Below are 12,231 nucleotides of genomic sequence, written 5' to 3'. Positions count from 1 at the left end.
TCAAGAGCCCAAGAGACGCGGGCCGGTGAATATCGTGGGGTTAATATAAGGAGAAGATAGTGCATGCCGAACACGGAAGGCTTCCTAAAGGATTTGGGTGAGGTAAGTTCCTTGTGCGGCTCACACAGAAGATCGGCAGACTTGCACTCTTCGCCTGCAGAAATCGAAGAGCGGGCGCAACGCACACGTAGAACTATTGCGACAATGATGATTTCTTGTGTACACATTGGCTACCAGAGAAAATCATCTTAGACTGGAGGCCTCCACCGACAACGATTGCATCGCGGCCATCCGTGTGTTCTCGTAGCAGAGTCAGTGAAATACGCTAATACTTTGGGGCCATAAAGTAAATCAGATGCCAAGCGCCAGTAAGTACATAAATCTCGAGGTCCTGAACGATCTCAGATCGCGAAGCGCTCGGCGAAGGTTTTTCTGGACTTTTGCAATCCTGGCGATGATTGCGACGCTCGCATATTGGTTTGCTGCATCTGCTACTCAGCAAGACGGTTTCACTGAGTTCGTTAAATCAGTATCCGTGAACATTTTTTCCGCGACCGTTTCGGTTTTAATTGTTTATGGCGCATACCAATATTTCATCCATGAGGACACTGAGCGGCCCGAAGTAGACACCATCCGGCCAGGGGATATTGGAGAGGAGATTAGACGTCTTCCTCAGGATACAACATTCTATTTTCTTTGGGCTAGATCTGGAACATATTTTCGGGCCGAGACCTTGAAGCGCCTCACCGATCACGCGATAAAAAATCGCAAAACTGTGGATGTGACGGTTTTGCTTCCAGACCCAGAAATCGACGAGCTGTCACAAGCTTATGAGGATATGAGCGTCGTTCTCGGAGAGGGTGACGGCAAGGATAAACTCTTCAAAAATGCAGTCGCAACAGCTGCTGCATGCGCCTTAGCTTCCGCAAACAATAGAAATATCAAGATAAAGGTGTGCTTATCGAAGTTCATCCCGTCCTTTAGAATCGACATGTCGGAGCAGGGAGCATTACTTACAGAAGACGACAAGGCCCTCTATGCGCTTCGGTTCTCACGGAAAAGTCAGTTCTTCGAGATGTTTCGCACCATGATGACATATGAAGTCGAGCTTTCCAGGGTGGTTGATCTGACATCGTCGTGCTGGAAGACGCTTTCACTGGAAGGTGGCGCGAGACCTATGGAAGCCCTTCTAAGTTTGGGGTTTTCGGAAGAGAAAGTCCGAGCGTTCGAAAAGGATATCACTTCCATGATTGCACCGAAAGATCACCGCTACAAATGAAGATTGATCGCAATCTGATCGGAGATTTCCAGCTTCATCCGCTTGGGTTCTATTATCTAAAGCTGTCGTCTGGTGATACAACGTCTCGGTTGCACGTTTATTCAGAGTCTAGCGCTTCTCTTGAAAGCAACGACTGGCATACCCACGAATTTGATCTTAGATCGAAAGTGCTGGCCGGGTCACTTAAGAATGAGATCGGACAATTTGTTGTTGACGGAGAGGGGCCTGCCGACGAATATCTTGTAGAGTATTTCGGCAATAGGTCATATCTGCGGGCAACGGGTCAGAGTGGCAAAGTGAAAGGAATTGTGAGTTTCACAACTGCTTCTGGATGTGATTATTATATCCGGGCTGGTGTTATTCATCGCGCCTTGGGGCTTGTTACTCCGTGCGTGACCCATGTGGAAATGACTCATACTGGAGGACCCATTCATAGTTACGGGAGAAGTGAAATTCCGTTCGTCAGACGCAAAGTAACGCCGGTAGAGGCCTCAGAAGTACTCTCAATCCTTGAAGGCGCTAAGCTGCTCCTGCCGCGTTAGGTGGTGCAACCGGAGGCCTTATGATGCGATATGAGTTGCCATAGCGAGGGGCCACTTTTTCGCATTGCAGTCATGCGTGTGAACAATCAATGGAGTTTGCCCCCTTTCGGCTCAGAACCTGACCTGTGGTGGCTCATAGATTTCTTATTAGATTTTATGGGTTGTTGGTCCATGGTCGGGTCAAACAGCCTGCCAAAACCCAGGCGCATTCGAAAGTGAAGGGCTCGAGGGCAGGCTGCGGGCTTCGCTGGAGCCATTTGAACGACCGGGTTCGGGGCGCCCTGTTGCCGGAGGGCTCCGGGCCTGGCGGTGGCAGGCCGGCTTGGGGCCGTCTACGGACTGGCAAGATCCGGCTACCGGTTCGGCGGGGCCCAACATTCATATGACCGGCGCGCTTGGGCATAACCGGCCTCTCTCTGCTAGCACTCCAGGCAGTATCTGTTGGGCAATGACTGGCAATCGAACGCGGTCAGTGAGACATCCATTCTTGAACTGAAAGCAGCGGAGGGCAGCAGGACCAAAACAGCGATAATAACAGAGTTCTTGTTGCGCTATTCAATCCTTATGGCAAGTTCTTCAACCCTTCTTCGTATATTGCCCGCTTGGATCTTCAAGACACTGTCATCTGCCACCTGTTCAATATACCGAGCAGTATCATAGAGGTGGGTTTGGTGTCTAGCGTAAGCATCCCGAGACGCAAAGTGCAATTGGCCGTGCTCCAATTTCGTCAAGCCTGCCTCAAGCGAGATAAGGCCCTGTAACATAATGGAATTTGATTGCATGGACGCACTATCGGCCAATCTCTCGTCTATACTCTTGACAACCAAGTTGCTAAACACAAATGCCACCACAGCAAATACCGTCGAGGTAAAGGATTTTGCAAAAAATGCAAGGTATAGGATACCAAGAAGCATGATCAGGGAAAACATGAAGCCCCAACGTATGGATATCCAATTAAGTGAATGGCTGCGTATTATTTGATGCGGTGGCTGTCGCTGCCCCCAAATCCGACGCTGTTCGATTGGACGAAGCACCGCCCCTACATACATAAAGTTTCGATCGCCCCCGACGGCCTGAATTTCCTCAATGTCTTCACGCATTTTTTGAGCATTTGCCCGCTGCAACGGCTCGTAGATGATCAGGCTCCAAGAATTATCGCTCAATTCTCTGCTGCACGTGTCGGAGCACCCCAAATCCAAACGTATAACGCGATTAAGCGCAAATAAAATTGGGAAAAAAATATTAATAAGGATAATCTCCACTACGTAGCGTGGGAAGAGCCCGCCAAGGATTTCTGAAACGGATCGAGGCGTGATCTCTTTGTTCATCTAAGAATCTCCTCTATAAGATCACTACTCAGATGATTGTCCTCGAGTTCCAGCCGCAATGCCCTTATTTTTTCACTTCGGCTGTTTCTTGCTCTATTTATTGTTTTTGCGACCTCGGCCAGCTTGCCTGGCATGCCTTGGAGGTTAAAGTGAAACTCGCAAATCATGCCCTCACTTAGCCCTTGTCGGTCAACAGTATCAAGGCGAACCCCATTCCCGTCGCGGGTATGCCCCGGGTGGAAAATCTTACTATTTGAGTATATTGCGTGCCGTTCGCAGGTCTTGAGTAGAGAATATAGGCCGTATCCCTTATTTGCACCCAAGCCCGTGCTAACAAATGGTCGCAGGCAAAGGAAGAAGTATAAATAATTCCCGCCAAATTCGTCACATCTACGCAGAAGTTTGCTATTTTCGAACGTCGCGCTATCACTGAAAGCGGCATCATTCTCATAAAGCTCGAGAATTCTTGAAAATTTTGGGCGCAGTCCGCATCCGAGGTCGCCGACAGCAAGCGTTCCATTGTATCTAGTCCGAATCGCACAAACTCGCGCATCATCCGCGCCAGAGTGGTCGAATACGTTCTGTACCAACTCACTCAATAGTTCAGAAAGCACATCGCGTGGCCCACCGATGTCGGGAGAGTGTATGATTTTGTCTTCGGTCTCTTTGTCTATGAATACGTTGGCGAGTTCCGAAATTCTCTCTTTATAATCATCGCTCTCCCTGCGAAAACTCTGGGGTGACACAATGTAAGCATCATTATCCCCTGAAGCGAAATCCACCCGGCCAACTACATTGTTAGCTAACGCCTGCGCAATGTCGCTTGTTGGCTTAATAGTCTCGCCGCATATATTTGCTGCAACTGCGGCTCCGGCCGTAATACCAGAGAATTTGTCGCTTGCATTCAGGGTGAATTCCGGGAGCGTCATGGTTTTGGACATCACTATTCCTTATTGGATCAACGCATTGTTCATTCCCAGATTGTCTCTAACTGATGCCGAAAGTGCGATCAAGAGAGTACGGCGAAGCCTCAAGAATGCGTGTGACTTGGAAAACACTTCGGTCGGCACTTCGCGCTCCCGCGTTTAGGGCTAGAGGCGGTTTCATGCCAGATGTGACCTACTATCTGAAATGCCCAGATTTCTAGGTTTGCCTCAAGGCATTCAATAGCGCCATCGGTTGGTTCGGACGTTGAATTGCCCCGCAGCGATTTCCTAGTTGTGGGCAACACCCCGCCCGGCACTTTCGTCAGCCTGCATTTCATTGCGCTGAAGCCTCCGTGTTCCGCGCCGTGCCCGCACTATTTGGCTTCACGTCAGGCACTGGCCGTATGCCGGGCCTTCCCCGTTCCGTCGGCTCCTTGATGCCATTCGGGCGCATCGGATCCCCTGCGGTCCGCACCGTGTTGTTGTTTGTTGTGTGCGTCTCGCACAGCCGCCAGAAGACAAGGACCCTGGATATTGCTCCAGAAGGTCGTTGGTGCGCGCATTAATTGAATAGGTCACGTGAACCGATAGTGGGATGACGATCACTGCTGTCGGGCAATACTATGGCGGCAACGACCCGGACCGCGTGTTCGTGGACGACGCAATCGACATGACAGCGACGATCACACTGGGTCGTGTGCCTAGGCATACGTTCTTTGTCGAGGACAACTTCACTATAGGCAGCGAGGTGAACGACGATTGGTATGGGGATGTCTGAACCGATGATCACCCGAGTTCAGCGGGCTTTTCTTTCCGCTGAAGGGTCAAGGCATGACGACAAAACCTGATCTAAAGGGCTCGCTATTCGACGCCTACGGTGGATTAGCCGGCACAGAGGGCGGCGGTTGTTGTCGAAGATGATCGAGTCACCGACGACGCGCGTAGCATGTTGAATTCTCTCGAGGCGATGCCGATGCACGCAATGTCCTTTGAGCGTCCGGATGAAGCGCTCGACCATGCCGTTCTGCTGCAGGCATTGAGGCGTGATGAACTCCTGTTTCAGCCCGTAGCTACGGACGATGGCGGTGAAGTGGTGGCTGGTGAAGACGAGTCCATTGTCCGAGCGCAGCAGGAACTCCTCCTCGACGCGGCCCACGGTGCTAAACCGGGCGGTCAGCACCTGCTCCAGGGCGGCACTGGCGGTCGCGGCTTTGCCGGATTTCGACAGGTGCGCCCGAAGGCGAACATTCGTGTCTTTCGACTTGAGATTATCAGAAACTTGGCGAATGTATGGGGCGAGCCGTCTGGAAATTCGCTGCGGTTTTCTTGGGCCCAGGAGCCCGCTAGGCTTGACCGAAGTAAGGAATTGATATTGGGCAGAAAGAGAGGTTAAAGGTGGTGGATCCGGAAAAGCTGCGCGAAGAATACATCCGGCTCTTGGGTCAGGAGGGGCGAGAGCAAGTATACCAGGCGTTCTTGGAGCAAAATACGCGCTTGATACCGCGTGAGTTTGTACAGAACCATGGAATTGGTTGCTCCATAGTCCTCCGCAAACTTGCGTTCGGCCCTGATTACAAATCAGATTTCTTCTACTTTTCAAAGAGTTCGGACGATTGGAATGCCGTGTTCATCGAGCTTGAAAAGCCGCAGTCGCGCTTTTTCAAGAAAAACACGAATGAGTTTCATGGCGATTTCATTAGCGCTCTTGAGCAGATCAACCAATGGCGAGCTTGGTTTGATCGCGGTAATCAGAATGCATTTCTATCCACAGTGAGCGCAATCCAAGTTCCGCACCATATGGCGGCATCAAATCCGACTTTTAACAAGTTTGTCTTGGTTTTTGGGCGGCGTAGTGAGTACTCTGGAAACGAGATTCGCCGATCCCTTATTCGCGGCCAGGAACGAGACGATTTTAAAATTATCACATTTGATAGTTTAGTCGAAGATCTTGAGCATAAGCATGAGGTTGCGATCGGCGTCCGTCATAACGAATACATTGATATTATCACTGATGAAATCATAAGCGCAAGCCTCTACTCTTGGGTTGAGCCAACCCGACTGCGTGTGAGTAAATGTCTTTACGATAAGTTGGCGAATGGGCCGACTTCTAACCACTACGTTATGAGTGATAATGGCCCCGTAGATGCATTAAAGCACGCTGCACTTCGTGTGCGCATAAGGCCTATTGAGTAGATTTTACGCATTAAGCGTAGGATAAATAAAGGTAGCATGCGCAGTTACCTAATGCACAAAAAATACGGGACGCGACAAGTTCAGGTGGCACGAAAGGCAGTTTGTCCGCGTCTTGGTTGCCCAGAGCGGTGCCGCGATCGTCCGCTACCTGCGCATTCTGTCCGCCAAGAGCGGCTTGCTGACCGGCAGGTCTCTGCGCTAAGGAGAAACGCGACGCCGGTAGGTTTCATCCCACTCCCAGTAGCCGATCTGGTCCCATTTCTCGGCCTCGTCGAAACGCATCTTTTGTTGATTAAGCTTCGGACCCATTGCGGCAATTAACAGCGCCTCAAGATCTCCAATGGTTGCTGACGTATCCTCTGTGACGTCGCTACGTGGCTGATCGAGTGAAAGAATACCCTCAGCGTCCGGTGTTGCTCCGACAGGGTTAAAGCCGAACCATGAAAAGCGATCCCACTTCTCAGCAAGGTGGTCTTGCCTATGATCGCGGAGACGCGCCCCTAAACGTTCGCCCTTCGCAAGGCCGACATAGGCAGGTCCGTATTCGTCAAACAGAATGTAAATTCCCTGCTGGCGACGAAAATCCGCGACCCTGATGCTGGGACGATTTTTTCCGATCCGACCAAGGAGGCGAAATTCGTTTGTTATCCCGTTCCCGGGAAACCACTCGATTTCATCGGCTCGCCAAAAGAGTCCATAGCTCGTTACCTGCATTAGCAATCCGATTCGTTGCGTTACTCCTCTGGAAGCTATAGCGTCGAGAGGGCCCGGAGAAGAGTGGCCGAATGGAAACTTGGCGGTCGCCCTACTGGCTCGCACAGGTGTCGCCTGCAGCAAAGCCACCGCACTTACCGCGCGCGCCGGCTTATTCGCCGTGATCCAAGACCTTGACCAAGCGCACAAGGCACGCCGCCTCTAAGCTCAGGCTGCTATCTCTACCGGAAGAGGCCAGGGACGGTCGGAGGCGATATCGGGATGCCGGCACTCGTCATTCGGTGCGCCGTACTCATCGCGGATCGCCCCAATCGTGTTCAAGCAAGCTGACGCCAAGCGCGCAGCAGGTGAGTCCGCGGCTGTCATTGCAAACAGCTGTTTTCGCAAGCCGTTGAGCTGCTTTGGGACGAGTTCGTAGGCTCCCCTCCAATCTTCATGCGTATGTTCGGCCAGCGCGAGCCTCCGCACTGCTTCACCCATTGCCCCGTCGAACGGCTTTCCGTCGGAGACATATAGGTCAATCATCAAGAGCAGATCGTCAGCCGTAGGCGCTACGGCTAGTGCCGTCAATGCGATAGCTTTCGCGGCTCCGACTCCGTTCCGAGCATAGTCCCTCAACAGTGCGCGGAGGGCAGGACAGCTGGCTTCTTGGCTTACAAGTTCGCGCGTAAGGCTCCAGACATCGGCGGCGCCTCTTCCGCTGGCGATTTTGCCGTCACCTGCCAGGTCGAGAAGCGCTGTCACGGCTTCCGGGCCGCGGCGGGCCATCAGTGCCTGAAGCCACTCGTATTCTCCGTAGAACGAAACATCTCGCTCGGCGAGTTCGAGCAGAATCCGATGCCATGGTCCCGGTGCATGTGCCAGCGCGGACAGGAGCCGGCGTAGGTTCGTTGGATGGCGAATTTGATCGGGAAGCCCACCAACAGCCTCGACGATTGCGTCTGGATGGTCCGAAAACGCGAGCAACGCCAACCACTCATCCAACTCGAAGAGATTCTGTTGCTGCTTCCAAGGGGCCGTATTGGCTGCCTCGAGGAATTCGTGAATACCGGCGAGGACAACGTCAGCGGCGACGGTCTCACCATCTGAAACGAGAGCTTGAAGAAGGCCGAGCCGCTCCACGCGATATGGCATCTGCAGGAGGGCTTCAATGTCCTCACGATGATCTGCGTGAGGAAGCATGGTGCCCACCTTGGCAAGGCTGAGCGCCAACTGCTTCTCCCTGTCACTCGATCCTTCGCGCCGAAGCTGCGCCACCGCATTGAAGACAGCATCGGCTGGAGGTGCATCGCTCTCCGCCGTGGCGTCCGCCTTGTCCAACCTGCGCTGTGCTGCGACAGCGAAGTTTGGCCAGTGCGCGGCCGGCGTTTGATCTGACAGCCCGTTCTCCCGATCCGCGAGATGTTTGAGGACTAACGCAGCGGCGAATCCGAAATTAACTTCAGTCAGCCGAGCAATAAGAATAGGCCAAACTTCAGGTGTCCCGATCTCCTTCAAAGCTCGGCTGTATTGATCCGTAGAAAGAAGTCGAACGGGCGGCCGGTACTGTTGTTCGCGTAGGGCGCCAAGGTCCCTGTCGAGCATCCGTTCGAGGGCCGGCAACAGCTCCGGCGATCCCAAGCGGCCGATGGCACGCGCCAGCTTGTGGAAGACTTGCTGCGGCGGCGGTTCGATTGCCAGAAGCGTCTCGGCAGATTTCTGGAAGATCGCAACCAAAGCTTGGCGCTTGTCCTCGGCGAGAGGCAGCCGGGCTTTGCAGTCGCCGTTCCCGTGACGAGCGATGAGGTCCGCCATCACTCCCGTACCTAAGACCCCCTCAGGCGGAGCGAGAGAGATCAGAGCCGCCGCGAATGAGCTTGGACGTGTCGACGAAATTAGGCCCATCAATGCGGTGCGACGGTCGGCATCCACTTTGGCGGCCTGGTTGCCTCCTTCGAGTCGAGCGCAGACGGAGAGGTACTCGTCGATCAGTCTGATTACCGTGGTTGGCCCGATCAATGTCGAGCAGGAGTGCGCGATATTTCTTTGTGTTGCGGGGTCGAGCACGGCCTCCACGATCGGCCCGTCATCGAACTGCAAAGCGCTCGCGCGAAGCTCATCGTCAAGGCCAAAGGGAATCTCCAATCGCGCCGCGAGCCGCTTCACCAGCCCGTTGAGGACGCCGGTCGCCTGGGTACGAAGAGCCGCCGACACCACCTGAGCCGCGTGTTGGTCCCGGGCCGGGAATGCTGGATCAGCGATCGCGTTGGAGACGACCTCGGTGAGGTCGTCAGTAACCTCAGCGGCATGTCGGAGCTTTGACAACGGGTCCTGGCCCTCTTTGGCGATGTTGGCTCGCTCGGTGGCAAGCCGGCGATCTATTTCAGGATCGTCGAGCTGTTCCGGATATCTCTTACTGGCGATCGTGCGCCAGACTTCATCAGGCGACGAATTCAGGAGACGAGCCGCCAACCGGTTGGCTTGGCGGAAAGCCAGCGCTTCGATCACCTCTACACGCACTGAGATCGTGGTGTCGGCTTCAGCGATGGCCGTTACGAACTCCAGGGCCCTGATGTCGCCCTTCATAGCGATTTCCGACAAGACGTCCTCTCGGGCGTCCGCCGGCAGTGTTGCAACCCAAGCCCCAGCATCCAGTCCAAGCGACGCGGAGCGGAATCGCGGCGCCGCGCGGATTGCTTCGATGCGAGCGTTGCGGTCCCCACCTTCGATCACTTTGCGCAGGGCGTCGGCGAAGTCCGGCCTGCCGGTGCGGACCATGAACCCAAAAGCTCGATCGACTGCCCCGGGGGAATGCCAGCGCTTAGCAAGATCGGTGACCGCAGGTCCGACCAGGGTCCAGGCTTGGTCCGATGATCGAAAGACCATTTCGGCCGCAAGCATTGGATCGATCGCCAACGCGGCGACGATCGCGCCCGCGACGGCGGCGGCGCCATCGGGGCCCGTCCTTGAAAGCCTTTCGACGGCGAAGAAGATGGGCTCTTCCCATTCTCGATTGTCGAGTACCCGCCGTCGGAGGCTTTCGTTAGCGTCCTTCTGGCCGCCTGCGGCCTGGCACATAAGGGCTTCAACCTCATTCGAGGCGTACCATTCTTGAATCTGCTGGTGCTGGAACGCGACGTCGCTAGCAGGGCCGGCGCCCCGCACCAAAGTGTGGTGTGCCACCAACGTATCGAGCACAACCATCGGCTCGACCCGGACGGTGAGTTGGCCGGCGTCAATTAAGACGGTCTCAGCATCGGTCACCACGGCGCGAGCCCTTGCGTCGGTAATGCTGGTGTTTGCTTGGGAGGTTGCCTCGACGGCAAGCGCCGTCAGGAGGTCACCGTGGCGCCCAGAAAGAAGATTGCGCAGCTCCTCGGCCGGCTCTGGCGCCGCCTCCAGCTCGCGGATTAAGTGGCGTAGGAGTTCCTCTTTGGTTTGGGGGAGGTCGCCGTTCCCGGTGCTGCTGAGCAGTGCTCGACAATAGAGCGGGATCTCGACCAGCTCGCGGACGCCGGGCGTTCGCCAGGCCTTATCGAGGAGGACCGGCCCGTCCTCACCCCGCGCGGCCTGGGCGATTTCGAGCTGCTGCTCTTCGGTCAGAAGGTCAATCTCGACCTGTATGCCGCGGATCGGAACATCAAGCGCCTGACGCCGCGTGCTGACGATGAACCCGAGGTCGGGAAAACCTCTACGCAGGCAGCTGATTTCAGCGGACGCCTTTTTGCGCGACGATTGATCGAGTTCGTTCCATCCATCGAGAGCCAAAAGCAGCTCGCCCTCCGACGCCAGCACATCGAGATCGTCCCGATTGCACGACGCAAAGCTAGGCGCGGCCAGCACGAATTCGATCAGCGACTTGCCGGAAGCGGACCACTCCCCGAGCGGCACGAAGACGGCCGGCACCCCCCGCCGCTCGCAAACTGCCTGCGCCGTCTGGAGCAGTGACGTGGACTTGCCGGTGCCAGGCGGCGCAAGAATCACTAGCTGATCGAACGAGGCTGTAGCCTCTGCGAGCGTGTCGGCGTCAAATGACTCGTGGAGGTCGTCGCGTACCAAGCGCAGGTTCAGTTTGACCGGGTGGCTCGGCCAACGCGGTCCTTGCGTGAAGCCGGCATTGTAATTCTCCGCTGCGGCCAACGCCTTGGTGCGGATTTCAGCGATAGAGGCTACCAGCGGAAGTGTCGGCGGCTTGCCCCGACCCATCAGCTCTTCGAGCGCACGCTTTTCCGCGCTCGACTTCCAGGATTTCAGGAGTTTCGTGGTGAATTGCTTTGGATCGGAGTCAACAGCCTTGGCGTGGTTGGCACACAGCCAGATGCCGTTTGCATCGTCACGCCGTTGTTCGGGAGAAAGACTATCATCATACCGCGGGCCCCCCGGCGCGGCTGCGGTAATGTGAGCAGCCGCGCCCAGATTGATGACGCCGCTACCACCCGGCTGAGGGCCGATGGTGGACGCCCTGCAGTCGGGGTTCGAGCAGCGATGCCCGGCGCGACCTGCTAACCTCCTCTTCGTTGGCGCTGTGAAGTCGTCCCGAGCCATGGTGCTCTTATATCCTAAATCCCAAGACCATAGAGACTCTCACGCTCTGCCAAGACACGTGGGAAAATGGAAAAGGCGACGCTCAGCGCAGTCGTTGCGTTCTTCGCCATGGGCTCCTTCGGTTAGTCGTAGGTTCTTCCTTCGGTGCTTGAGTTTCTGTTGCAGAACACTCCCGACCACCAGAGGGAATTTAGAACCAAATTCTTCAGTTCCGGTCAATTAACTCGGAGCCAAATGTGCAGTCGTAATGGCCGTCGGCGACCGCATGAAATTGATGGTCGCTTACGGACCACCAATGTCGGCTTCGTCATTTTTCCGGCCTCCAACCGGACGGTCCTGTCACGGCCCGGGACCTGCCGTTCGTTTCGCTCGCCGCGCTGTACCGTCGCTTGGCCTCAGGCTCCCTGCCGCGAACCGATGTTGCGCTATCGTACCGTAGAGATTCGCTGACGCCGTACGCTCCCCGGGGGGCGGGCGGACGTCGCCCCCCCCCTATGACGGTCATCGGTCATGCCGCTTGACCTTGGAGATGTCGTAAAATATGGGACTAGGACCGGTGCGGGTGTAGCTCAATGGTAGAGCAGCAGCCTTCCAAGCTGAATACGTGGGTTCGATTCCCATCACCCGCTCCACAATTTATTTTCCGACAATTTTCCGACAAAATTGGCAGTGACTTCGATGTAAAATATTGTTTTAAAAGAAAAAGTTTTCATTTGAGCGCTTGT

At 55.1% G+C, this 12,231-nt stretch carries 10 protein-coding genes and 1 tRNA gene; 6 read left to right on the top strand and 5 right to left on the bottom strand.

What is annotated here, in order from left to right:
• Positions 1 to 454: 454 nt before the first annotated feature.
• Both EIP85_RS16855 and EIP85_RS16850 read left to right on the top strand, forming a co-directional pair.
• A complete protein-coding gene (locus EIP85_RS16855; RefSeq protein ID WP_127903388.1) occupies positions 455 to 1,279 on the top strand; it encodes a hypothetical protein in 825 nt (274 codons plus the stop codon).
• Positions 1,276 to 1,821, top strand: a complete 546-nt coding sequence (locus EIP85_RS16850; protein WP_127903387.1) for a hypothetical protein — start codon at positions 1,276 to 1,278, stop codon at positions 1,819 to 1,821. Before EIP85_RS16855 ends, EIP85_RS16850 begins: the two co-directional genes overlap by 4 nt.
• A 551-nt stretch (positions 1,822 to 2,372) precedes the next feature.
• On the opposite strand, the gene EIP85_RS16845 is transcribed toward EIP85_RS16850, so the two are convergent.
• Both EIP85_RS16845 and EIP85_RS16840 read right to left on the bottom strand, forming a co-directional pair.
• Complete coding sequence (locus EIP85_RS16845) at positions 2,373 to 3,149, bottom strand: hypothetical protein (protein ID WP_127903386.1); 777 nt, start codon at positions 3,147 to 3,149, stop codon at positions 2,373 to 2,375.
• Positions 3,146 to 4,090: a hypothetical protein gene (locus EIP85_RS16840; RefSeq protein ID WP_127903385.1), complete on the bottom strand. Its 945-nt coding sequence runs from the start codon at positions 4,088 to 4,090 to the stop codon at positions 3,146 to 3,148. The genes EIP85_RS16845 and EIP85_RS16840 overlap by 4 nt, the downstream gene beginning before the upstream one ends.
• A 580-nt stretch (positions 4,091 to 4,670) precedes the next feature.
• Between EIP85_RS16840 and EIP85_RS16835 the strand changes: the two genes are divergently transcribed.
• Positions 4,671 to 4,853 (top strand): hypothetical protein, encoded by a 183-nt coding sequence (locus EIP85_RS16835; RefSeq protein WP_127903384.1) that lies wholly within the window; start codon positions 4,671 to 4,673, stop codon positions 4,851 to 4,853.
• 18 nt (positions 4,854 to 4,871) lie between these two features.
• Here EIP85_RS16835 and EIP85_RS23485 read toward each other — a convergent pair whose 3' ends face one another.
• Positions 4,872 to 5,093: a hypothetical protein gene (locus EIP85_RS23485; RefSeq protein WP_422067221.1), complete on the bottom strand. Its 222-nt coding sequence runs from the start codon at positions 5,091 to 5,093 to the stop codon at positions 4,872 to 4,874.
• Here EIP85_RS23485 and EIP85_RS23290 point away from each other — a divergent pair.
• Both EIP85_RS23290 and EIP85_RS16825 read left to right on the top strand, forming a co-directional pair.
• The gene (locus EIP85_RS23290) at positions 5,022 to 5,468 is read left to right on the top strand and encodes a hypothetical protein (protein ID WP_241560070.1); all 447 of its coding nucleotides are present in this window, start codon (positions 5,022 to 5,024) and stop codon (positions 5,466 to 5,468) included. The two genes, EIP85_RS23485 and EIP85_RS23290, sit on opposite strands and share 72 nt — an antisense overlap.
• Before the next feature lie 2 nt (positions 5,469 to 5,470).
• Complete coding sequence (locus tag EIP85_RS16825; protein ID WP_206615562.1) at positions 5,471 to 6,268, top strand: Shedu immune nuclease family protein; 798 nt, start codon at positions 5,471 to 5,473, stop codon at positions 6,266 to 6,268.
• Positions 6,269 to 6,466: 198 nt separating this feature from the next.
• On the opposite strand, the gene EIP85_RS16820 is transcribed toward EIP85_RS16825, so the two are convergent.
• Positions 6,467 to 6,982 carry a GIY-YIG nuclease family protein gene (locus EIP85_RS16820; RefSeq protein ID WP_127903382.1) on the bottom strand — a complete coding sequence of 172 codons (516 nt, stop codon included), beginning with the start codon at positions 6,980 to 6,982 and terminating at the stop codon, positions 6,467 to 6,469.
• 207 nt (positions 6,983 to 7,189) lie between these two features.
• A complete protein-coding gene (locus EIP85_RS16815) occupies positions 7,190 to 11,506 on the bottom strand; it encodes an NACHT domain-containing protein (protein WP_127903381.1) in 4,317 nt (1,438 codons plus the stop codon).
• A 558-nt stretch (positions 11,507 to 12,064) separates the two neighbouring features.
• Here EIP85_RS16815 and EIP85_RS16810 point away from each other — a divergent pair.
• Positions 12,065 to 12,138, top strand: a tRNA-Gly gene (locus EIP85_RS16810).
• Positions 12,139 to 12,231 lie beyond the last annotated feature (93 nt).

This window comes from Solirhodobacter olei (assembly GCF_004010155.1).
GTDB lineage: Bacteria > Pseudomonadota > Alphaproteobacteria > Rhodobacterales > Rhodobacteraceae > Solirhodobacter > Solirhodobacter olei.
This window is presented reverse-complemented; position numbering and strand designations above follow the sequence as displayed.